The following is a 22,737-nucleotide window of genomic DNA, read 5'->3' on the forward strand; positions in this document are numbered from 1 at the left end:
GGGCTCCACGCCTTGATGGGGGCCGGCACGTAGTGTGAGGAGCAGCGGCCCAGCCACTGGGCATGGCAAGGAGGATGCAATGGCCAAAGCGGTGCGGGCCTCACTGGGAGAGACGTGGATCACGTGTCAGGTCTGCAAGAGCGACGTATTCCGCGAACGGGGGGTGAAACTCAACAGCACAGGCGGGGAATTGTTCAATCTGGCCTGGGCGGACGAGTCCGCTACTGGGCTGATCTGCCTGCGTTGCGGTTTCGTGCACCTCTTCGTCAATCGGCAGATACAACTGCACCGCGCCAAGGACTGACGCCATGCGCTCGTGGGGCTGTGCCTGCAGAGCATGAAGCGGAGTTGACGAGGGGACGGGACGCCCCATGGCCTGCCTTGCCGCGGAGCGCCCAGGTCGCAGACCGTGAGACCGACGTGATCGCGAAGTCGTACCGGAGTATCAGCCGTCGCCGCGAGCACCGCGCCAGGCGAACAGGTGGAGTGCGGCATCGGCGCGTGGCCGCGACCTGGGACCGGGTCCAGTCCAGGACCCACGCGCCGACCGGGCGGCGCTCGGCGGTGTACGTGTCCAGCAGTCCTTCCGGCGCCCGGCCGCCGATCACCGCGGCGAGCTTCCAGCCGAGGTTCATCGCGTCCCCGATGCCCAGGCTCAGCCCCCGGTTGCCGAACGCGGAGTGCACGTGCGTCGCGTCGCCCGCCAGCAGCACCCGGCCCTTGCGGTAGTCGGTGACCTGGCGCGCGTGGTCGGTGAAGCGGGTCGCGGTCCGCACCCTGGTGATCGTGACGTCCACGCCGGAGACGCGGCGCAGCCGCGCCTGGAGGTCCTCGGTGACCGGCGCTTCCCGGTCGGCCGGCGGGCCGTCGAACTCCACGGTGACGACGCGGCCCGGCATCGGCCCGTGGGCGTACACCCCGGTGTCCGTGGCGGTTCAGCCGACCTTCAGGTCCTCGGCGCCGGTCATCTCCACTATGGCCTGGTGACAGGTCATCTCCGGCCCCGTACCGGGGAATTCGAACCCCGCGAGCTTGCGGACCGCGCTGCGGCCGCCGTCGCAGTCCACGAGCCGGCCGACGCGTATCGCCCCATGGCCGGTCCGCACGATGACGGCGCCGTCGTCCGCGTCGAAGCCGGTCAGTTCTACTCCCCGGCCGAGGCCCGGCTCCGTACGGTCGACCAGGTCGGCGCGCAGCAGGATTCCGGCGAAGTGCCCGACGAACCCGAGCCCTTGGCCCGCGGCCCCGCCTCAATGCCCGCCGCTCCGTTCGCGCACGAATGCCTGGAAGCGGTCCATCGCCTGCCGCTGCACCTCGGCCAGCGCGGGCAGCATCCCCCGGCGGTAGAGCGCCTCGGCGCTGGGCGTGGTGATCACCCCACCCTTGATCGTCGGGTCCACTTCGGTGAGGCGCTCCAGGACGGCCGCCCGCGCGCTTCCGAGCATGCAGGAGCGTTGGCGAGTTCGCGGTTGCGTGTGCCTTCTCCCGTCGCGGAGTTCATGCAGAAGCCACCGCCGTGTATGTCCCGGCAGCAGGCGCGGGCTTCATCGACCTGTTCCGCGGGCGCATCGGCGAACAGTGCGTCCAGCGCGAATCGCGCGCGCCCTCCTCATCACTCGGGTCTCGACTCCTCGCTGTCGAGGACAGTGAGCGGACCGACGCCGGCGAGGCCGAGTTCGCGCTCGCCGAGGGGCGTGAAGAAGCGCTCGACGTCCGCGTCGGTGACTTCCGCGAGCGTCGCCGGCGACCAGCGTGGGTCACGGTCCTTGTCGATGACCTGGGCGCGGATGCCCTCCACCAGGTCGGGGCTGCTCAGGCAGGCGCAGGAGACGCGGTACTCCTGGTCGAGGACCCGCTCCAGCGCGCCGAGCCGACGGGCGCGGCGCATTGCCGCGAGGGTGACCTTCACGGCGGTCGGGGACTTGGCGAGCAGGGTGTCGGCGGTCTCCTTGGCAGCCGGATCGCCGTGGTCGAGGAGCCGCTGGACGATGTCCTCGGCGGTGTCGGCCGAGAAGCAGGAGTCGATCCATTCCCGCCGACCGGCCAGGATTCCCGGCGGCGCCTGCCGTACGTGACGGGCGAGAGCCTCGCGTACGGGCCTCTCGGCGAGGTCGTCGACGAAGTCCTGGAGCGCGGCGGACGGCACGTAGTGGTCGGCGAGTCCGCACAGGAGCGCGTCCGGGGCGCCGATCTGTGCGCCCGTCAGCGCGAGATGGGTGCCCAGCTCGCCCGGTGCAAGGGCGAGCAGGTGGGTGCCGCCCACATCCGGGACGAAGCCGATGCCTGTCTCCGGCATGGCGATCCTCGACCGCTCGGTGACGACCCGGACGCTGCCGTGCGCGGAGACACCGACGCCGCCGCCCATGACGATTCCGTCCATGACGGCGACGTACGGCTTCGGGTAACGGGCGATGCGGGCGTTGAGGCGGTACTCGTCGCGCCAGAAGGCGGCCGAGGCTCGGCCGTCGCCGTCGCGGACGTCGTCGTGAATGGCGCGGATGTCACCGCCGGCGCAAAGGCCGCGCTCCCCCTCGCCGGTGATGACGACGGTCTCGACGGCCGAATCGTGCTCCCACTCCGTGAGCGCCTCGTCGATGCGCAGCACCATGTCATGGGTGAGGGAGTTCAGGGCCCCCGGGCGGTTGAGGGTGACGTGGGCGGTACGGCCGCTCGTGCGGAACAGGACGTCGTTCACCGGAACGCCTCCGTCAGTCCGCGGGCCACGATGACGCGCATGTTCTCGTTCGTTCCTTCCAGGATCTGGTGGACACACAGGTCACGGACGATCTTCTCAGTGTCGTATGCGCCGAGGTAGGCGTACCCGCCGTGGAGCTGGAGCGGGCGGGAGGGTCTGCTGGCCCTCCCCGGGGCCGTCAGCGGTCGCATACGGTCGGCGCACGCCGCCAGTCGGCCGGCAGCACCTCGTCCACGGTGCCGTGCCGCACGCACCGTCCGGCCTCGAACAGCACGGCGTCGTCCGTCAGTTGCCGTACGGCGAGCAGGTCGTGGCTGATGAACAGCAGGGCTGTACGGTCCGCGGCGAGCAGGCCGGGCAGCGCTTCGACCACGCGCTTTCGGGACACGGTGTCCAGCGCCGAGGTCACCTCGTCGCACACCAGCAGGGCGGGGCGCGCCAGCAGCGCCCGCACCAGTGCGCAGCGCTGGAGCTGGCCTCCGGAGAGGCGGCCGGGGGTGCGGTGCAGGAGTTCCTCCTCCAGTCCCAGCGCCTCGGCCGTCGACAGGGCCTCGGCCGTCGCCCCGGCCTGCTCCCGGCGGCGCAGGAGGCGGGCGGTGTCGGCGAGTTGGGGAAGGACGGGACGGTGATGTTCGAAGGAGGCGGCGCTGCTCTGGTGCACGTACTGGACGGCACGGCGCTGGGCGGCCGTGCGCCGGTCCACGCGGCCGGGCAGCGCCTCGCCATCGTGGCGCACCTGGCCCGCCGACGGCGCGGTCAGGCCGGCCAGGACCCGTCCGAAGGTCGTCTTGCCCGAACCGGAGGGGCCGAGCAGCGCCGTCCTGCCCCCGGGCGGGAACGCCAGCGACACGGGTCCGGGGAGCGGGTCACCGGAGCGGCGGCGTACGGCGACGCCCTCGGCGGCGATTCCGACGCGGGCCTTCGGGGCCGCCGCGGCCGGACCGGGCCGTGTGCCCGCGCCGGTGCCAGCTTCCGCGGCGAGCAGTTCCCGGGTGGCCCGGTGACGGGGTGTGCGGGCGGCCGCGCCGAGGACGGCCTGCGTCGGCCCGTGGTCCACACACCGGCCGTGCTCCAGTACGACGACGTGGTCGGCGGTGTCGCGGACCAACGGCAGGTCGTGGCTGAGCAGCAATATGCCCGTGCCCTCGTCCGCGAGGTCCCGCAGTCTGCGCCCCAGGGCGGTCGCGAGCGCCGGGTCCAGGCCGCTCGTCGGCTCGTCGAGCACCAGGAGGCGGGCGCCCGTGACCAGTGCGGAGGCGAGTGCCAGCCGCTGCTGCTGGCCGCCGGACAGCTGGTGCGGGAAGCGCCGGCGCACCGTCTCCCACTCCAGGCCGGCCGCGACGAGCGCGCCCCGTGCCGCGCTCCTGCGGGCGGCGCGTCCCGTATGGCCGAGGGCCGCCAGTTCGGTGAGGGCGCCGCCACAGCGCCGTACCAGGTCCAGTACCGTCTCCGGGTGCTGCGGCAGGTGCGCGGCGAGGCCCGCCCGGGCCGCCGGACGCCGGTGCGGTGCGAGCGGCAGCAGGTCCGTTCCGGCGAGCAGCGCCCGGCCACTCAGCCGTACGCCCTCGCGCGAGGCGCCGAGCACGGCCAGACCCAGTGTCGTCTTGCCGCTGCCCGACGGGCCGACCACGGCGGTGACGCTACCGGGCGGGACAGTCAGGGCCACGCGGTCGAGCAGGAGACGGTGCGCCCCGTCGGCGCGGGCGGAGATCTCCGGAACGTCGAGCAGCGGCTCGCGGCGGAGGCAGTAGGTCATCGGCCTCTCCTGTGGTGGGCGAGGGCGTGGTCCACGAGGAGGTTGCCGCCGACGCACAGGGCCGTCAGCAGACCGGCGGGGACCAGCACGGCGGCGGGCTGGGTGAACAGGGCGTCGCTGTTGCGCTCGATGAGCACGGCCCAGTCCGGGGAGGACGCGGGCAGTCCCAGTCCGAGGAAGTTCGCGGACGCCAGCAGGTACAGCACGACGGAGAACCGTCCGCCGGTGTCGGTGGCCAGCGGCGCCGCCAGCTCCCGTGTCAGGTGCCGCAGGTGGATGTACGCCCAGCCGCGTCCCTGCATGCGCAGCGCCTCGACGACCGTCCGGGTCGCCGGGGCGAGCACGGCACCGCGCACCAGCCGTGCGACCGCCGGAACCTGAAGAACCCCCGCGACGGCGACCAGCCAGTACCAGTCGCGGTGCCCCGTCGCGGCCAGGGTCATCAGCACCAGCAGCCCCGGGAAGGCGAGCAGCAGATCGAGGCCGCGCATCACCGTCTCGTCGACTCCGCGCCGGGGTCCCGCGGCCAGCAGTCCGAGGGGTGCCCCGACGGCCAGACCGACGAGCAGCGCGGCGAGGGTGCTCGCGATGACGGAGGCACCGCCGTGCAGGACGAGCCACAGCACGTCGCGGCCGAGTACGTCCGTCCCGAGCGGATGCCCGGCTCCCGGAGGCTGTGAGGGAAGTCCTCGCCCCTGCGCCGGCGCCGTACCGTCGGCGATCCACGGGCCCAGCACGGCGGCGAGCACCGGCACGCCGACCAGCCCCAGGGCGATCCACGGACGCCGGCGCGGCCTGTCACCGCGGCTCGCCGCTCCGGCCTCCCCGGCCGGGGTCACGCGGTCACCTCCCGGCGCGGCACGAGCCGGTGCGCGACCAGGTCGCCGACGAGGTTCACCGCTACGGCGGTGCCCGCGAACAGCAGGGCGTACGTCTGTACCTGGGGCAGGTCCCGGTTCTGCACCGCTTCCACGAAGCCGCTGCCGAGGCCGCGGAAACCGAACACCGCCTCGACGAGCACGGCGCCGCCCAGCAGTCCCTCCACGCACCGGGCGAACTGCTGCGCGGCCGGCCCCAGGGATCCGGGCAGCACATGCCGCAGCACGATGGTCCGCTCCCGCATCCCCAGGAGCCGCAGATGTTCGGCGACGGCGCCGTGCCGCTCCGCCGCGACGCCCGCGCGGACCTGTCGCGCGAGGTCGCACAGGTGCCGGGCCGTGAGGACGACGACGGGCAGCACCAGCACGGCCGGCTGGGCCAGCAGGGCGGCCGTGTCCATGCCGACGGCGGTGGCGGGCAGCAGCCCGGCCCACAGGGACACCGACGCGACCAGCAGCAGTCCCAGCACGAACTCGGGGACGGCGTGCAGCACCACGGCCGCGGTGTTCAGCGCCCGGTCGGCCCGGCCGCCCTCCCGCAGCCCCGACACGGTGCCCAGCACGGGCGCGAGCACCGTGACGAGCAGCAGCGCCGGAAAGCCCAGGAGCAGCGTCACCCCCGCCCGGCGACCGATGTCCTCGCCCACCGGCACGCCGGTCGTCAGGGACGTCCCGAGGTCGCCGGTGAACAGGTGGCCGAGCCAGTGCACGAAGCGGGACCAGGCGGGTTCGTCCAGCCCCAGCTGCCGGCGCAGGGCCTCCACCTGTTCGGGCGTGCCCAGTTCGCCACGGAGTACGTCGGCCGTGTCGCCGGGCAGCAGCGAACCGACGGCGAACACGGCCACCAGCACCACGAGGCACTGGAAGACCGCCAACAGGGAACGCCGCAGGAAGTACCGGCGCACGTCAGCCGACGCGGACCCGGTCGAACCGGGCCCAGTCGTGCGAGTTCGGAGGTGCGGCCCGCAGTCCGCGCACCGAGGAGGCGATGGCGTCGTTCGCGTCGGAGAAGGACCACACCAGCAGACCGGACTCGTCCCGGGCGGTCTTCTGCGCACGGGAGAGAAGAGCGAGGCGATCGGCTTCGTCCCGGGTGGTGCGGGAACGGTCCAGCAGTTCGTCGAACTTCTTCGAGGCGTACTGCGTCTGGTTGCGGGCCGCTCCGCCCCGCACCCGCTGCTGGAGGAAGTCGGAGACCGGCAGGGTGGAGGTGGTGTTGAAGGCGGCGACGCCCTTGGTCTTGATCTCGCTGAAGTAGGTACTGGAGGCGCGGGTGTTGACGGTGAGCTTCAGCCCGGCCTCGCGCAACTGCTCGGCCATGAGGTCAGCGGCCGGTTCCCACGCCGCGTCGACCGAGCTGGTCTCCACGGTGATGTGCAAACCCTCGGCACCGGCCTGGCGCACCAGCCGCCGGGCCTCGTCGACGTCTCGCTGCCAGGGTGCGAGGTCGTCCGGATATCCGTGCAGGCCCAGTCCGAACAGGTCGTTGCCCACCTCGCCGTGCCCGGCCAGCGCGACCCTCACCAGCTCGTCCCGGTCGATGCCCAGCTGCACGGCACGTACCAGCCGGGGATCGTCGAACGGCTTGCGGCCGGTACGCAGCAGCAGTTGCTGTGCGGTGGCCCGCTTCGCGGTCAGCAACCGCGTCGAGCCCTCCTTCTCGAGCCTCTCGACGGAGGTGCCGGCCATGTCGGCGGCGTAGTGGACCTGACCGGACAGCAGCGCGTTCAGCCGCGCCGACTCCTCGTTGGCGGGCACGATCTCGAGTTCGGCGATGTGCGGGGCGCCGTCCCAGTGGTCTGCCCAGCGCCGGTAGCGGGCGGTGCCGCCCGGGGTGAACGAGACGTAGGTGAAGGGACCCGAGCCGACGGGCTCACGGAAGTCGGTCGTGCCGTCGGGGACGATCTCGGTGCCGGGGCCGGCGAAGACGGTGGGGAACTCGAAGTTCGGCGCCTTCAGCACGAAGACGACGGAGCGTTCGCCGTCGGCCCTGGACGTGTCGAAGTCGATCGCGGAGAGCAGTACCTGGGACGGGGAGCCCGTGGCGGGGTCGGCGGCGCGCCGGTAGCTGTAGAGCACGTCCTCGGCGGTGACCGGTTTCCCGTCGTGGAACTCGGCCTTGCGCAGCCGTATGCGCCACCGGGTGCCGGAGGCGTCGCTCTCCCACGACTCCGCGAGCCGTTTGCGGACGGACATGTCGTCCGCGTAGGTGCCGAGCGTGTCGTACAGGGCCTTGGCGCGGGCCTGGTCGACGAAGTTCGGGGCGACGTGCGGGTCGAGGGTCTCCTGGGAGCCGCCGGCCGTGAAAGCGGCGCGGAACCGGTCGCCGCCGCCTCCGTCCTTCTGGTCGCCGCCGCACCCGGCGAGCAGGCCGGTCGTGGCGAGCGCCAGGGCGCCTCCTGCGGCCAGCACCTCTCGTCTGCCGGGCTGCGGTCGCTGCGCGGCCCGCGTCGGGGCATGCCTCGTCACTGTCGATCCTCTCCGGGGTGTCCTCGCCCCTGCCTGCGGACCGGCAACGGGTCAGTCTCCTGGCTCCCGGATCGTCGCTCGCCTTCGCCTTCCCGTCCGCGGCTGCAGACAGTGGCACGCGGAAGGTCTGCTCCCCGGTCACAGTGGCGGGACCGCGCCGGACTCGCACCGGCTTCCTGATCCCCGTCGCCTCGTGCCCTCATTCTGGCGCACCTGCCGACGACGCCGGGAAGCGGGGCCTCGCGCCGTGATGAGGGATCCTCCCCCTGGCCGGACCGGCGGTACCGACCACCTTCCGGCACGGCCCGCCGTGCTCGGTCTCGGGCACCCGCCCCGGCGAGGGAGCCCGTGAGCCGGCGAGTGGTGTTCAGGTGAGCAGGTGCCGCGTGTGGGAGAGGCGGCGGGAGGCGGCCAGCAGGGCGTGGATCTGAGGGCCGATGTGGTCGATGTGGTGCACGGTCCTGTGGAAGGGCAGCCGGACATCGCGGTGGCCCCGCGCGCGTTCGAGCCGCAGTGTCGGTCCGTAGCGGTCGATCCCCACCGGGACCACCCGCCGCACTTCCCTGCCCGGCAGGGGGCGCACCAGGCGCAGGAGCAGGGGGACGAGTTCGGGGTGGTCGTCGACGAGATGGGTGAACAGGCCCGCCTCGCTCGTCGCCAGGGGGTCGAGGTCGGTCGCCTCCAACTCCGTAAGGGGCACATAGGTGCGACCGCAGGCGTCCTCCAGGACGCACTGGCCGAACTCCATGCAGGTGCTCTCGGCGGAATCGGGGTCGTACGGCGCGGCCAGCAGCCCGGTCAGGGTGACGCGGGCACGCAGCCGGTCGCGTACGGGGGTGGAGGCGATGTCGGTGAGTTCCAGCCGGATCGGCACCCGCCCGGCCGGCGGGGCACCGGGGCCCTCGAACGGGGCGTGCAGATGGACGTGGCCCATCAGACCGGTGCCGTCGAGGTGCCGGACTCCGGTGTGCCGGCCGTCGGTGACCACGGTCATCGAGTGGGCGGCGGCCAGGATCGAGCGGGCGCGTTCGGCGGCCGTCGGCGCGCCGGCGCGCAAGGGGGTACGACGCATCCGGCATCCTCCCGGAGGTCAAAGAGTCAGGTTTGCCTACCCCACTTACCCGAGTCTCGTTGTCAGGACGCGGCGCCGGTACGCCGAAGGCCCGCCCCGGCGCGTCGAGATGCGCGGGGGCGGGCCGTTCGGACGTCGCGTGGCGGAAGACCGCCGAGACCACGCGAAGTTCCGCTCCTTCCTGGACGCGGTGGCGCCTACGCGCCCTGGAGGTCCTTCAGAGCGTCCTCGACGCGGTCGAGGGTGTAGTTGGCGTCCGTGTAGCCGGCCACCGTGTTCTTGCCGCCCACGTAGACGTGTCCGGCCTTCACCGCGGGCAGCTGCTTGTAGAGGGAGGTGGCCTGTACGTCCTTCATGAAGGCGTTCACCTCACCGCGCAGGTTGGAGTCGAGGAAGAGGACGTCGGCGTCGCCGACCGCGGACGCCAGCTTCTCGTTGGAGAGGACGGCCTCCGGCTCCTTCTGGTCCTTGACGATGTCGCTCTCCTGCTCGGAGTAGCTGAAGCCGAGGGGCACGAGCAGCGTGCCCTGCATGTTCTTCTCGCCCCAGGCGTAGAAGTTGTTCTCCTCGTAGGAGCCGACGACGCCGACGGTCTTGCCCTTGATGACGTCCGCGTACTTCTCCGCGATGCCCTTCTGGCGCTCGGCGAAGGCGGTCTGCAGTTCGTCGGCCTTCTCGGGCACGCCGAGGGCGTCGGCGACCTCCTCCGTTCGCTGCGTCCACTTGGCCCGGTCGCCGCCGCGGAGCGTGAAGGTGTACACGGGCGCGATGTCCTTCAGCGCCGCGGTGGTCTCCTCGTCGTACACGTTCGGCGCGAAGATCAGGTCCGGTTCGAGGGCGGCGATGTCCTCCAGCTTGGGCTCCTGCTGGGCGACGACCGGGACCTTCTCGGCCTCGGCGGCCTTGTCCTCGGGGATGATGCCTTCCTCGAAGGCGCCCTGACCGACCAGGTCGAAGCCGAGGTCGAGGACCGGCTGGGTGGCCGCGTAGTGCAGGGTGACGATGCGCTTCGGGGTGTCGGGCACCTTCACCTTCGCGCCGGTGGCGTCGGTGACCGTGCGGGTGGTGGCCTTCGCGTCCTTGGCGTCCCCGGAGGCGCCCTCGTCGGAGGAGGAGCAACCGGTCAGGGCGAGGGCGAGGACGGCGGCGCCCGTGACGAGCGTGACGGGGGTGGACTTCATGGTGCGACCTTCCGGAGTTGCGGGGCGGCGGGCGCCGAGCGGCGGCCCTGGTGCCGGGTGATGATGTGAGGACCGCCGTTGACCGGGTCCTCGATGATGGTGGCCTGGATGTCGAAGACGTCGGCGAGGAGTTCGGTGGTGAGCACCTCGGCCGGGGGGCCTTCGGCGACGATGCGGCCGGCGGACATCACGAGGAGGTGTCCGGCGTAGCGGGCCGCGTGGTTGATGTCGTGGAGCACGGCGACGACGGTGCGGCCGGCGGTGTGGTTGAGATCGGCGAACAGGTCCAGCAGGGAGATCTGGTGCGAGACGTCGAGGAACGTCGTCGGCTCGTCGAGCAGCAGGATCGGGCTCTCCTGGGCGAGTGCCATCGCCACCCAGGCGCGCTGGCGCTGTCCGCCGGAGAGTTCGTCCACGGGGCGGGTCGTCAGTTCCGTCATCCCGGTCTGCTCCAGGGCGTGGCGGACGCTCAGCTCGTCCTCGCGGCTCCACCGGGAGAGGACCGACTGGTGCGGGTAGCGGCCCCGGCGCACGAGGTCCAGGACGGGGATGCCGGCCGGGGTCACGGCCGACTGGGGCAGCAGGCCGAGCCGGACGGCCAGATCCTTGGCCCGCATCCGGTGGATGTCCTTGCCGTCCAGATACACGGTGCCCTCGGCCGGCTTGAGCAGGCGGGACAGCGAGCGCAACAGGGTGGACTTGCCACAGGCGTTGGGTCCGATGATCACCGTGAACTCCCCGTCGGGGATGCCGACCGTCAGGTGGTCGCCGATGACCCGGCCGTCGTAGGCCATGGTGATGTCGTCGGCGCGCAGCGAGGTGGCCGGCGCCGGACGGGCAGGGGTGCTCACAGGGTTCCCTTCCGGTTCTCACGGACGAGGAGGGTCAGGAGGTAGAGGCCGCCGACGGCGACGGTGACCACGCCGACGGGGAGGGAGACCCCCGGTACGGCGTGCTGGGCCACCAGGTCGGCGCTGGCCAGGATGAGCGCGCCGGCGCAGGCGGCGGGCGCCAGCGCGGTGCCGGACGCGCCCGCGAGCCGCCGGCCGACGTGCGGTGCGGCCAGCGCCACGAAGGAGATGGGGCCCGCGGCCGCGGTGACCACCGCGACGAGGACCACGCCGCCGAGGACGAGCAGCAGCCGCAGCCGGGCGGGCCGGACCCCGAGCGCGGTGGCGACGTCCTCCCCCAGGTCGAACAGGGGCAGGGCGCGCTGCAGTCCGGCGCAGACGACGAGCGTCGCGACGGCGCCCACGACGAGCGCGGGGCCGGTGTGGCTGAAACTGACGGCGTTGAGGGAACCGGCGCCCCACACGGCGGCGACCTGGGAGATGTCGGAGTCGGCGACGAGGTAGAGGTACGTCTCCAGCGCCACCAGCATGGCGTTGAGGCCGATGCCCACGATCACCAGGCGGAAGCCCGCCGTACCGCCGCCGCGGGAGAGGAGCACCACGAGCAGGGTGACGACGAGGCCGCCTGCCAGGGCACCGCCCGAGACGGCCGCGAAGCCGGAACCGACGAAGGTGATCACCGCGACGCCGCCGGCCGACGCGCCCGCGGTGAAGCCGATGATGTCGGGGCTGCCGAGCGGGTTGCGGGTGATGCACTGGAAGAGCGCACCGGCCACACCGAGCATCGCCCCGAGGACGACGGCGGCCACCGCGCGCGGCAACCGCCACTGCGTGACGAACAGTTCGCTGACGCGTGTGCCGTCGCCGGTCAGCGTCCGGAAGACCTCCACCGGGGAGTAGTTCACCTTGCCGAGCATGAGGGCCGCCAGGGTCACGCCCGCGGTCAGGGCGAACAGGGCGGTGCACACGGCGACGGAGCGCACGGGTACCCGTGCGGAGATCCGTACGCGGCCCGGCGCACGGACGATCAGGTCGCCCTGGTCGGTCGTCATCCACGCGGTCACTGGGTGTGCACCTTCCGGTTCGAGATCAGCCGGATGAGCACCGGGGCGCCGACGAACGCGGTCACGACGCCGACGGGCATCTCCCGCAGCGGGAGGGCGACTCGGGCCACGACGTCGGAGATCAGCAGGACGACGGGTGCGGCCAGCGCGGACAGGGGGATGATGCGGCGCTGGTCGTTGCCGACCAGGAGGCGGCAGACGTGCGGCACCATCAGCCCCAGGAAGGTGATGGGTCCGGCGATGGCGGTGGCCGAGCCGACGAGCAGGGTGACGGCGACGATGGTCAGCAGCCGCACGCGCCGGGTGTCGACGCCGAGGGAGGCGGCCGTGTCCTCGCCGAGCGCGACCGCGTTGAGCGGGCGCACCAGGGTGAACGCGAGCAGCAGCCCCACGACGAGGTATCCGGTGACTCCGGCGAGGTCGGTGAGCGAGCGCCCGGCCACCGACCCGGCGGCCCAGGACCGGTACCCGTCGAAGGTGGCGACGTCGAACAGGCGGATGGCGGTGGTGAGCCCGCCGAGCACCGCGGCGAGCGCGACACCGGCGAGGACCATGCGGACCGGGGTGGCCGGCCCTTTGCCCGCGGAGGCGAGCAGCAGCAGGGCGACGGTGGCCAGCAGCGCGCCGGCCAGCGCGGGCAGTATGAGGGCGCTGGTGGAGGTGGAGAGTCCGGCCCACAGCGCGAGGGTCACGCCGAGCGCCGCGCCGCCGTTGACGCCGAGGATGCCGGGGTCGGCGAGCGGATTGCGGGTGAACGCCTGGATGAGGGAGCCGGCCACGCCCAGCGCGGCGCCGACCGCGATCGCCACCACGGTGCGCGGCAGTCGCGAGTCGAGCACGATGGCGTCGGCCTGCCGGTCGCCGTGACCGAGGACGGCGTCCACGACCCGGCCGGGTGCGATGCCCTCGGCACCGACGAGCAGGCTGGCCGCGACGCACAGCAGGAGGGTCACGGCGAGTCCGGCGAGGACCAGGGGCATGCGCGCCGTCCCCGCGTGTTCCGCGGTGGTACGCGGTGCGGGCAGGACCTCTTGCGCGCCGGACCCGGACGGGGAGGCGTCCTGGGCGAGCGCGGCCCGGGCGGGTTCAGACATGGGCGACGGTGACCGTTCCGAAGGGACCGAAACCCCAGCCGAGCACGGTGCGTTCGACCGTGCGGGCACCGGCCTCGCGCAGCAGGCCGGCGATCCGCTCGCTGGAACGCAGCGGGGAGCCGGTGACGGCCAGGCTGGTGAGCACGTGCTCGGCGGTGTGGTCGTCGACGGCGGCCCTGTCGCTGGTCCGCTCGAACAGGACGAGGGCGGGGCCCGCGGACAGCGCCGCTCGCAGCAGGTCGCGGCACGCGTCGTCGTCGCGGCCCTCCAGGGCGGCGACGAGCACCGCGCAGTCGTGGACGGGCCATGCGGCGACGTCCGTGCCCGGCAGGTGCACGGTACGTCCCCGGGCGATCCGCTCGGCCACGTGGGCCGCGGCCTCCCCGCCGACGGCGAGGGTGCCGGCGTCGCGCACGGCGGGGACGTCGGGCAGCAGGTCGAGGACGTACGTCAACTGCTCGGCGGCCCGGTCGTGGTGGGCGGCGTCGAGGGCGGGGTCGGCCGCGCGCCGCTCGCGCCAGGACAGTTTGCCCAGCCGCTCGGCGTGGCCGCCGGCGCGCAGCACGTCCAGGAGGTCGACGAAGGCCAGTGCCTCCCGGTTGGCCGGGTTGTCCAGGGAGAGTTCATCGAGGGCGGAGTCCTCGCACAGCACCGCGCCGAGCGGAGTGTTGCGGAAGTGGTCGCCGTCGCGTTCCAGGAGGCCGAGCGCGGTCATGCCGTCGAGCAGCGGGGCGAGCCGGGCGGCCGGTACGCCGGTGTCGGCGGCGAGACCGTCCAGGGTGGTCACGCCGTAGGAGACGGCCGGGTTGACGCCGAGTGTGACGGCGGCCCGGGTGATGACGGGCGGCGCGAGTTCGGTCATCTCGTGGAGTTGCAGCAGCAGGTCGGCGGAGGTCTGCTCGCCTTCGTCGGCCAAGACGGGCGTCAGGCTCTCGGCGTTGTCCCGCGGGGTCGTCCCCTCGCGCACCGCCGTGCTCTTCGGGCGGCGCCAGTAGCCGGTGACCTCGACGTCCTCCTTGGGCAGCCTCCGTTCGTTCCGCAGGTAGCGGCGGATCGGGGCGATGGTCATGGCCTCGCCGGCGACCCATGCGTACACGCGTCCCTCGGGCAGGTTCACGCGGCGAACGGCGTCGAATAGCCGGGTGCCGGTGCCGGCGGGTTCGCCGTCACGGACCAGCCACTCGACCCGCACGTCGGCCCGGGTCTCGACCTGTTGGCGGTCCTCCTCGGCGGCCACCTCGATCACGACGTGGCCGCGGGTTCCCTCGGGCGCCTCCTCCAGCCAGCGGGCGATGGCGGGCAGCGCGGTCTCGTCACCGGCGAGCAGGTGCCAGTCGGCGTCGGTGTTGATACCGGCGCAGGACTTGGGGCCCGCGAAGTGGATCTCGTCGCCCGGCTGTGCCCCGAACGCCCAGGAGGCGGCGAGGCCGTGGTCGTGGCGGACCACGTCGACGGTGAAGGTGCGGGTGTCCGCGTCCCAGGAACGGACCGTGTAGTCACGGGTGTTGCCCAGCACCTCGGGGTTCCAGGCGAAACGGTTCTCCTCCTGGGTGCCGATGCGCGGCAGTTCACCGTCGGCAGGGGGAACGACGAGTTTGACGTGGTCGTCGAAGCCGTCGGAGCGGAACGCGGGCCGGTGATGACCCTCGCCCATGACGCCCTCGGCGAGCTCGTCGCCGGTCAGCGCGATCCGCCGCATGTTCGGCGAGACGTCGACGACCCCGGCCACCTTCGCGCGGCGCATCACGATCGGGAAGATCCGGAGGGGGCGGGACGATCGAGGCATGGAGACTCCGTGAAGATCAGCTAGAGGCCAGGTTAGCCTAACCTAATTCCAGCCATGCGCGGACCGTCGTGACGTATTCGCAACCCCGGGCCGGGCTCAGCGGGGCGCCGGAACCGAGGGCCGCGGACCGCCCTCCGGGTCGGGCCGCAAGCCGGACCAGCTCCACCACAGTTCGGCGTACCGCCCACGCGACGCGAGCAGTTCGGCGTGCGTGCCGCTCTCCACCACGGCCCCCTCGTCGAGCACCAGGATCCGGTCGGCCCGCTCGGCCTGGGCGAGGCGGTGCGCGACCAGCAACGTGGTCCGGCCACGGGTCGCCGCCTCGGCCGCCTCCTCCAGCACCCGGGCACCGGCACTGCCCGCCTCGGCCGTCGCCTCGTCCAGCACCGCGACCGGGGGGTCGGCCAGGGCGAGGCGGGCCAGCGCCAGGTGACCGGTCTGCGCCGCCGTCAGGCGATGGGCACCCTCACCGACCCGGGTGGCCGCGCCGCCCGGAAAGGCACGCACCCGGTCGAGGGCACCGACGGCGCCGAGCGCGACCAGGATCTGCCCGTCGTCGGCCGTGGGCCGGCCGAGCCGCACGTTGTCGAGCAAGGTGCCGTGGAAGACGTGCTGTTCCTGGCTGAGCAGGGCGACGTGACGGCCCAGCCGGCTCTCGCCGATCCGCTCGAGTCGCGCGCCGCCCAGCCGCACGGTGCCGGCCGCCGGCCGCAGCACCCCGGCCGCGATGGAGGCGAGCGTGGTCTTGCCCGCGCCGCTGGCTCCGACCAGCGCCACGCGTTCACCGGGAGCGACGCGCAGGGTGACGTCGCGCCAGTACCGTGCGGTCGCCGTAGGTGTGGACGACACCGCGCAGTTCCAGGCTCGCGTCGGCCGGAGTCTCGGGGACCTGCCGCTCGGCCGGCGGGCTCATGGTGGCGACTCCGGCGAGCCGGGCCAGGCTCGCCCCGGCCTCCTGGAAGTCGTCGAACTGCGTGATCAGGAAGCCGATCGGGTTGAACAGCCGGTGGAAGTGGAGCGCCGCCGCCGTCACGGCCCCCACCGTCACCGCGTCGGCCCGCACCAGGTGGAAACCGGTGACGAGTACGGCGGCGAGGCCGACCAACTCCGCGAGGTTGAGCCGCGATCTGAACCGCGTGAACAGCCTGAACACCGTCAGGGAAACGACCAGGGGCCGGTGTGCGCGTGCTGACGGGCGAGGGCAGGCTGCCGGGCATGCATGCGCCCTTCACGGTCAGGAGCGCGGTCGGCCCGCACACGTGCTCGGCGGCTCGCCCTCACGGATGGTCGGTTCGTGTGCGAGGGCGGGGCCCCGGCGGGCGGCGGATCCAGGACACACGACCGCCGTACACCACCGAGCGGTTGACAGGCTGTGACGCGCCGGCCGCACCCGGAGCCCCGATCCGGAAGCGTCGACAACCCAACAGCCCAAGTCAGGGCAAGTCCCCGCCCCGGCCCGCCGACAAGTCGGAACCGGCCCCCGCGACGACGGCCCGACCGGCGTCCGGGCGCAGGGTCACTGCAGCACGTCGCCACGGCCGGCTGCGATCACGCCGCGGAAGGGGAAGGCCGCCAGCAACGCGATCGCGACGAGCACCGCGCTCACCCACAGCGGCCCCAGGTCTCCGAGGGCCGTGGTGAGGGAAGCAGCGGCGACGAGCGGTCCGACCGTGGCGCCGATGTTGAAAGCCGCGGTCGCGTAGGAGCCGGCCATGGTGGGGGCTCCTGCCGCCTCGTACAGGACTCGCGTGATCAAGGTGCTGCCCAGCGCGAACGACAGTGCGCCCTGCAGGAACACGAGGCCGAGCAGGGCCGCAGGCTGCTCGGCCAGTACGGCCAGGGCCGGCCAGCCGAGGAGAAGCAGTGGTCCGCCGAGCGTGACGACCAGGTCGGGGCGACGGTCGGACACTCGGCCGGCGACGGTGATACCGACGAAGGAACCGAGACCGAAGAGCACCAGAACGACCGAGACCCACAGATCACTCAGGCCGGCGGTGTCGGTCACGATCGGGGCGAGGAAGGTGAAGCTCGCGAAGGTCGCCGCGTTCACCAGCGCACCGAGCAGCATCACGAGGATCAGGCGCGAGCTCTTGAGCTGTGCGAGTTCCGCTCGCAGCGCCCGCCCGACCGACTGGTCTCCCTGCGCGGGGCCGACCGGGATGCCTTTGAGGATGCCGACGGCTGCGGGCAGGCAGAGGACGGCGACGGCCCAGAACGTGGCTCGCCAGCCGAGAGCGGTGCCGAGTACCGATCCGGCCGGAACCCCGGCGATCGTGGCCGCCGTCGTCCCCGACAGCAGCACCGCGAGCGCTCGTCCCTTCTTGTCCGCCGCCACCGTCCCGGCAGCAGTGGTCAGAGCCACGGCGAGGAATCCGGCGTTGGCAAGCGCCGCGACCATCCGGGTGGCGAACAGGACCGGGAAGTTCGTGGTGGTGGCGCCCAGGGCGTGAGCCGCCGCGAAGACGAGGACGAAACCGAGGAGACCGGATCGTGCGGGCCGGTTGCGGGCGAGCCCGGCCATGAGCGGTGCGCCGACGACCATGCCGATCGCGAAGGCCGACGTGAGCGTGCCCGCCGTCCCGACCGTCACGTCGAGATCGGAGGCGACACCGGGCAAGAGACCGGCCAGCATGAATTCGGAGGTGCCCATGGCGAAGACCGCCATGGCGAGCAGGTACAGCGGGAGAGGCATCGAGTGGCTCCGAGGCGATGAGAAAACAGCAAGGAAGGCGTTCTCGTCACCGCGGTCAGCACCCACGGGCCAGGCGTCCGGCCGCAGAACGCGGCGGGACGGCAGAGACAGACCTGCGGTCTCAGTGGTTCAGGGGGCTGACGGCGTGACCGAAAGCCCCCACCCTGGATGCTTCGGGGCTCGACATGCCCGGCACGCTACATGACCGATGCCCGACGACGCACTTCGCTTTCGGCTCTTGACCCTCACGTGACGTCAGGCGGCACAGTCGGTGCCGTGGAGGATCACTGGACCGTGGGACGCGTGGCCGAACTGGCCGGTGTGAGCGTCCGCACGCTGCATCACTATGACGAGATCGGGCTCGTCCGGCCGTCGGCGCGTACCTCAGCCGGGTACCGGGCCTATTCGGCGTACGACGTGGAGCGCCTGCGGGAGGTGCTGGCCTATCGGCGGCTGGGCTTCGGGCTGCGGGAGATCGCGGAACTCGTAGGCGACCCGTCCACCGACACGGTCGCGCACCTGCGCCGGCTGCGCGGCCTGCTGCTGGAGCGGCGTGAGCGCGCCGACGCCATGATGACGGCCATCGACAGGGAACTCGAGGTACACGCGAAGGGACTGAAGGTGACACCGGAGGAGCAACTGGAGGTGCTCGGTGCACGGCTGTACGACGCGATCGGCGGCGCCTACACCGCGACACGGCGTACCGAGCCACGGATCGCCGCGCAGCTCTGGGACGCGCTCGGGGACGCGCGGACGGTGCTGAACGTCGGTGCCGGCACCGGCTCCTACGAGCCCGCCGATCGCGACGTGACCGCGGTGGAGCCGTCGGCGGTCATGCGGGGACAGCGGCCTGCCGGTTCGGCGCCGTGTGTGGCCGCCGCGGCGGAGAACCTGCCGTTCGAGGACCGGTCCTTCGACGTCGCGATGGCCGTCTCCACGGTGCACCACTGGGGGGACCCGCCGGCGGGGCTGCGCGAGATGCGGCGCGTGGCCGGCCGCGTGGTGGTGCTCACGTTCGACACCGACGAGCCCGGATGGCAGGACCGGTTCTGGCTCACCCGCGACTACCTGCCCGAGTTCGCCACCGTCCTCGCGGGGTTTCCCTCGTTTGCCGGGATGGCCGACGCGATCGGCGCCCGCACCGAGCCGGTGCCCATCCCGTGGGACTGCGCCGACGGCCTGTTCGAGGCGTACTGGCGCCGACCGGAGGCGTATCCGGAGGACCACGTGCGCCGTGCGTCGTCGGTGTGGACGAGGGTCGGACCGGAGGCCGAGCAGCGGGCAGTGCGCAGCCTCGGCGGCGACCTGGACTCCGGCCGGTGGGCCGAGCGCAACACCGATCTCGCCGACCTCGACTCGGCGGATCTCGGCCTCCGCCTGCTCGTCGCCTGACCCGCGTCGCGGGTTCGGCGTCACGGCGGCTCCTGGCCGGCCCGCCGGTTCGGCCTGCGGTTCGGCCTGCGGTTCGGCTTGCGGTTCGGCTTGCGGTTCGGCTTGCGGTTCGTCCTGCGTGAGTGCCGCCTCGCGCGGTGCTCGGCGGGTGATTGCACCGGCGTCGTCCTCGACCGGCCACAGCCCCTTACGGCCCACAGCAGTTGGGCCCTGCCGACGGCGGTGTCCGAGGTCTGGACAGCCACCGACGGACGTGCTGTCATTCCGCTGTCAAGAATTTCCAACGTTGAAAGAGCCGTTGCCCGGCGCCTGCCCAGCAGGCGCCGCCTGCCGAAAGGCCCCGGGACGGGGCCGCTGCGCGAGGAAGGTTCGATGAGACAACGACACACCCGCCCACGAGCGAGAGCCTGGGCCCTGCTCACCGCCGCGGCGCTGGCACTGCCCACGACCGGACTGGTGTCCGGCGCGTCGGCCGTCGCGGCACCCGCCGGCGCGTCGGCACCCTCGTCCGAACAGGCCGCCGTCGCGGTGCACGGCCTGAAGGGCGAGTACTTCAGCATGTCGGCGCCGGGCGCGCGGGACTTCGCGCAACTGGGCGGCACCCTGCTCGACCCGCAGATCAACTTCTCCGGACTGACCGGTACCTTCCAGGAACTGACCGGCCGGACGGAGCACACGACCGCCCGCTGGACCGGGCAGCTCGAGGCACCGGCGACCGGTGACTACACCTTCTACGCCAGCGGCGACAACGGCTTCCGGCTCTACATCGACGGTGAGCCGGTCATCGACCACTGGGAGCCGGACTGGGACAACGAGCAGACCAGTGCTCCGGTCAGGCTGGCCGCCGGCGAGAAGCACGACTTCCGCCTGGAGATGTTCCAGGACACCGGCGGTGCCAACATGTTCCTGCGCTGGTCGACCCCGTCCATGGCCAAGCAGGCCGTCCCGATGTCGGCGTTCACACCGCCGGCCGGATTCGAGGTCTACCCGGTCGAACCGTCGGTCGCCCAGAACGGCCGGCAGGTGCGGGCCCGGTTCGAGGGCAAGGTCGGCGGCGACGTCAAGGCGCTGGCGGACCACCTGGAGATCCAGGCAGACACCACCCCCATGCCGATCGACTCGGTATCGGTGGCCCCCGGTGACCGCAACACCCTGCTGGTCACCCTCGGGGAGCCGATTCAGCACAACCAGCAGGTCCGGGTGGTCTACGACGGCGAGGGCGGCCTGACGTCCGGCGGCGAGACCGTGCCGGACATCCACCGCTACGCCCAGAACGACTCCACCCACCGGCTCACCACCAAGTGGGGCGACCGGCTCGACGAGAAGCACCCGCTGCCGGAGTACCCGCGCCCGCAGCAGGTGCGCGCCAAGTGGAAGAACCTCAACGGGCCCTGGCAGTTCGCCGCCGCCGAGGCCGGCGAGCAGCCCGTCTTCGGCAAGGATCTCGACGAGAAGATCGTCGTGCCGTTCCCGGTCGAGTCCCAGCTCTCCGGGCTCGAGCGGCACGAGGACCACATGTTCTACCGCAAGCTCGTCGACGTGCCCGGGAACTGGAAGGTCGGCAAGGGCAACAAGGGCGACCGGCTGAAACTCAACTTCGGTGCCGTGGACTACCAGGCCCGCGTCTGGGTCAACGGCAAGAAGGTCGCCGAACACACCGGCGGCTACAACGCGTTCAGCGCCGACATCACCGACGCGCTCAAGGCCAAGGGGCCGCAGGAGATCGTCGTAGCCGTCACCGACACCGGCGGCGCCGACCAGCCGATGGGCAAGCAGTCCACCAACCCGGGCGGCATCTTCTACACCCAGTCGTCGGGCATCTGGCAGACGGTGTGGATGGAGCCCGTCGCCGACACCTCCATCGACAACGTCGTCACGACCTCCGACATCGACTCCGGCAGCCTCGCGGTGACCGTCGAGTCCGAGGACGCCTCCACGAAGGCGCGCGTCGAGGCCGTCGCCCGTGACAAGCGCGGCAAGGTCGTGGGCCGGGTACGGGGTCCCGCCAACGAGGAGCTGCGGCTGCCCGTGGCGAAGCAGCACCTGTGGAGCCCGGACGACCCCTACCTGTACGACCTCGACGTCAAGCTCACCGACGGCAGGTCGACGGACAAGGTCGACAGCTACTTCGGCATGCGCGAGGTCGGCATCGAGAAGGTCGGCGGCTACCAGAAGCTGGTGCTCAACGGGAAGCCCGTCTTCTCTCTCGCCACGCTCGACCAGGGCTTCTGGCCCGACGGCCTGTACACGGCGCCCAGCGACGAGGCGCTGGCCTTCGACCTGAAGGCGCACAAGGAGCTGGGCTTCAACTCCGTCCGCAAGCACATCAAGGTGGAGCCGGCCCGTTGGTTCTACCACGCGGACCGGCTCGGCCTGCTGGTCTGGCAGGACTTCGTCTCCGGCAACATCACCGACGCGACCGGGCAGAAGGCCTTCGTCGACCAGGGCATGGAGGCGATGCGGCAGCACCACAACTCCCCCGCCGTCATCGGCAACATCGTCTTCAACGAGGGCTGGGGCGAGTGGGACCGCGAGGAGAGCGGCCGTATCGCCGAGGCCGTCAAGGCCGCAGACCCGTCCCGGGTGGTCAACGCCCACAGCGGTGTGAACTGCTGCAACTCCAAGGGCGACTCGGGCAAGGGCGACATCATCGACCATCACGACTACAACAACGAGGACCCGCCGTTCCCGGACCACCGGGCCGCCCTGGACGGCGAGCACGGCGGCTTCACCCTGCGCACCCCGGGGCACATGTGGCCGGGCGCCCCGACCGTGATCTACAGCGGCGTCGCCGACAAGGAGGCGCTGACCCGCAAGTACGTCGAGAACACCGAGAAGTTCTACCTGGAGCAGGCCCGCGCCGAGCTGTCGGGCTCGGTGTACACGCAGATCACCGACCTGGAGAACGAGCTCAACGGCCTGTACACGTACGACCGCCGGGAGGTCAAGGTCGACCCGGTCAGGGTGCGTGAGGTCAACCGCAGGGTCATCGCGGCCGGCGCCGCCGCGGGCCGGCGGGAGGAGTTGAAGGGCGGCGGGCACTGGTCCCTCGACGAGGGCGTCGGTACCACCGCGAAGGACGACGGCCCGAACTCCAAGGCCCTGAGCCTCTCCGAGGGCACCAGCTGGACGCCCGGTGTCAGCGGCAGCGCGCTGAAGTTCGACGGACAGGGGCAGTTCGCCGAGACGGACGGTCCGGTGCTCGACACCTCCGGCAGCTACTCGGTCTCCGCCTGGGTGCGGCTCGACGGGCTTCCCGGCAACTACGCCACCGCCGTGAGCCAGGACGGCCGTTTTCAGGCGAGCCCGTTCTACCTGCAGTACGGTCAGGGTGCCTTCGCCTTCAGCACGCCCGGCGAGAACCGTGCCCGGCTGGTCACCACGCCGGAGACGGGCCGCTGGTACCACCTCGTCGGGGTGCGTGACGGCGCGAGCAACGAGATCGAGCTCTACGTCGACGGAAAGTTGGCGGCGACCGCGACCGCCGGCCCGAACTACGTCGGTTCCGGGCCCCTCGCGGTCGGTCGCGCCCAGTGGAACGGCGACGACACCGACTTCTGGAACGGCGCCGTCGACGAGGTCCACGCCTACGACAGGGCGCTCACCGCCGAGGAGGTGAGCACGCTCCACACGCGTGAGAAGCCGTAGTCCCGGCTCCTGCGACGGTCCCGGCGAGAGTGCCATCCGGCTCCCTCGCCGGGATCGCGCGGTCCCGGGCCGGGTCACGACAGGCACAGAAGGCGACCCGGGGGCCGGGCGCCGACGAGACCCGGTCCGGCGCGTGAACCGGTCGGCCGCCCAGGGCGT

The 22,737-nt window shown here is 72.2% G+C and carries 17 protein-coding genes, 2 pseudogenes and 1 riboswitch; of the genes and pseudogenes, 3 read left to right on the forward strand and 16 right to left on the reverse strand.

Translation table 11 applies throughout. From position 1 onward, the window contains the following. Positions 1–79: 79 nt before the first annotated feature. Positions 80–304 carry a hypothetical protein gene (locus ABS735_RS18400; RefSeq protein WP_373903339.1) on the forward strand — a complete coding sequence of 75 codons (225 nt, stop codon included), beginning with the start codon at positions 80–82 and terminating at the stop codon, positions 302–304. Positions 305–497: 193 nt separating this feature from the next. On the opposite strand, the pseudogene ABS735_RS18405 reads toward ABS735_RS18400, so the two are convergent. From ABS735_RS18405 to ABS735_RS18480, 16 genes and pseudogenes are all read right to left on the reverse strand, one after another. Beyond that, a pseudogene (locus ABS735_RS18405) lies at positions 498–1,445 on the reverse strand (FAD-dependent monooxygenase); the annotation flags it as partial. 167 nt (positions 1,446–1,612) lie between these two features. Then, complete coding sequence (locus ABS735_RS18410; RefSeq protein WP_373903338.1) at positions 1,613–2,695, reverse strand: enoyl-CoA hydratase/isomerase family protein; 1,083 nt, start codon at positions 2,693–2,695, stop codon at positions 1,613–1,615. After that, positions 2,692–2,844 (reverse strand): annotated as a pseudogene (locus ABS735_RS18415) (acyl-CoA dehydrogenase family protein); the annotation flags it as partial. The pseudogene ABS735_RS18415 and the gene ABS735_RS18410, both read right to left, overlap by 4 nt. 29 nt (positions 2,845–2,873) lie before the next feature. Further along, the gene (locus ABS735_RS18420; RefSeq protein ID WP_373903336.1) at positions 2,874–4,451 is read right to left on the reverse strand and encodes an ABC transporter ATP-binding protein; all 1,578 of its coding nucleotides are present in this window, start codon (positions 4,449–4,451) and stop codon (positions 2,874–2,876) included. Beyond that, on the reverse strand, positions 4,448–5,290 hold the full coding sequence (locus tag ABS735_RS18425) for an ABC transporter permease (RefSeq protein WP_373903335.1): 843 nt from the start codon (positions 5,288–5,290) through the stop codon (positions 4,448–4,450). Before ABS735_RS18425 ends, ABS735_RS18420 begins: the two co-directional genes overlap by 4 nt. Continuing rightward, positions 5,287–6,234: an ABC transporter permease gene (locus ABS735_RS18430; protein ID WP_373903334.1), complete on the reverse strand. Its 948-nt coding sequence runs from the start codon at positions 6,232–6,234 to the stop codon at positions 5,287–5,289. The genes ABS735_RS18425 and ABS735_RS18430 overlap by 4 nt, the downstream gene beginning before the upstream one ends. A gap of 1 nt (position 6,235) precedes the next feature. Then, positions 6,236–7,798 (reverse strand): ABC transporter substrate-binding protein, encoded by a 1,563-nt coding sequence (locus tag ABS735_RS18435; RefSeq protein ID WP_373903333.1) that lies wholly within the window; start codon positions 7,796–7,798, stop codon positions 6,236–6,238. A gap of 32 nt (positions 7,799–7,830) precedes the next feature. Beyond that, positions 7,831–8,030, reverse strand: a riboswitch (cobalamin riboswitch). A gap of 135 nt (positions 8,031–8,165) precedes the next feature. Next, a complete protein-coding gene (locus ABS735_RS18440; RefSeq protein WP_373903332.1) occupies positions 8,166–8,870 on the reverse strand; it encodes a DUF2470 domain-containing protein in 705 nt (234 codons plus the stop codon). A gap of 197 nt (positions 8,871–9,067) precedes the next feature. Beyond that, positions 9,068–10,051: an ABC transporter substrate-binding protein gene (locus tag ABS735_RS18445; RefSeq protein WP_373903331.1), complete on the reverse strand. Its 984-nt coding sequence runs from the start codon at positions 10,049–10,051 to the stop codon at positions 9,068–9,070. Then, positions 10,048–10,845, reverse strand: a complete 798-nt coding sequence (locus ABS735_RS18450; protein ID WP_373903433.1) for an ABC transporter ATP-binding protein — start codon at positions 10,843–10,845, stop codon at positions 10,048–10,050. Before ABS735_RS18450 ends, ABS735_RS18445 begins: the two co-directional genes overlap by 4 nt. Before the next feature lie 53 nt (positions 10,846–10,898). Next, positions 10,899–11,966, reverse strand: a complete 1,068-nt coding sequence (locus ABS735_RS18455; protein ID WP_373903330.1) for a FecCD family ABC transporter permease — start codon at positions 11,964–11,966, stop codon at positions 10,899–10,901. Continuing rightward, positions 11,963–13,060: a FecCD family ABC transporter permease gene (locus tag ABS735_RS18460; RefSeq protein WP_373903329.1), complete on the reverse strand. Its 1,098-nt coding sequence runs from the start codon at positions 13,058–13,060 to the stop codon at positions 11,963–11,965. Before ABS735_RS18460 ends, ABS735_RS18455 begins: the two co-directional genes overlap by 4 nt. Further along, positions 13,053–14,846 (reverse strand): siderophore-interacting protein, encoded by a 1,794-nt coding sequence (locus ABS735_RS18465; RefSeq protein ID WP_373903328.1) that lies wholly within the window; start codon positions 14,844–14,846, stop codon positions 13,053–13,055. The genes ABS735_RS18460 and ABS735_RS18465 overlap by 8 nt, the downstream gene beginning before the upstream one ends. Before the next feature lie 96 nt (positions 14,847–14,942). Then, positions 14,943–15,695: an ATP-binding cassette domain-containing protein gene (locus tag ABS735_RS18470; RefSeq protein ID WP_373903327.1), complete on the reverse strand. Its 753-nt coding sequence runs from the start codon at positions 15,693–15,695 to the stop codon at positions 14,943–14,945. Beyond that, entirely contained in the window at positions 15,628–15,999 is a 372-nt protein-coding gene (locus ABS735_RS18475) for a hypothetical protein (protein ID WP_373903326.1), read from the reverse strand. The genes ABS735_RS18470 and ABS735_RS18475 overlap by 68 nt, the downstream gene beginning before the upstream one ends. Positions 16,000–16,362: 363 nt before the next feature. Continuing rightward, entirely contained in the window at positions 16,363–17,538 is a 1,176-nt protein-coding gene (locus ABS735_RS18480; protein WP_373903325.1) for a Cmx/CmrA family chloramphenicol efflux MFS transporter, read from the reverse strand. Positions 17,539–17,832: 294 nt separating this feature from the next. Between ABS735_RS18480 and ABS735_RS18485 the strand changes: the two genes are divergently transcribed. Then, on the forward strand, positions 17,833–18,930 hold the full coding sequence (locus tag ABS735_RS18485; protein ID WP_373903432.1) for a MerR family transcriptional regulator: 1,098 nt from the start codon (positions 17,833–17,835) through the stop codon (positions 18,928–18,930). 372 nt (positions 18,931–19,302) lie between these two features. Further along, positions 19,303–22,578 carry a LamG-like jellyroll fold domain-containing protein gene (locus tag ABS735_RS18490; RefSeq protein ID WP_373903324.1) on the forward strand — a complete coding sequence of 1,092 codons (3,276 nt, stop codon included), beginning with the start codon at positions 19,303–19,305 and terminating at the stop codon, positions 22,576–22,578. The last annotated feature ends 159 nt before the right edge of the window (positions 22,579–22,737 follow it).

The organism is Streptomyces sp. MMCC 100, from assembly GCF_041538145.2.
GTDB lineage: Bacteria > Actinomycetota > Actinomycetes > Streptomycetales > Streptomycetaceae > Streptomyces.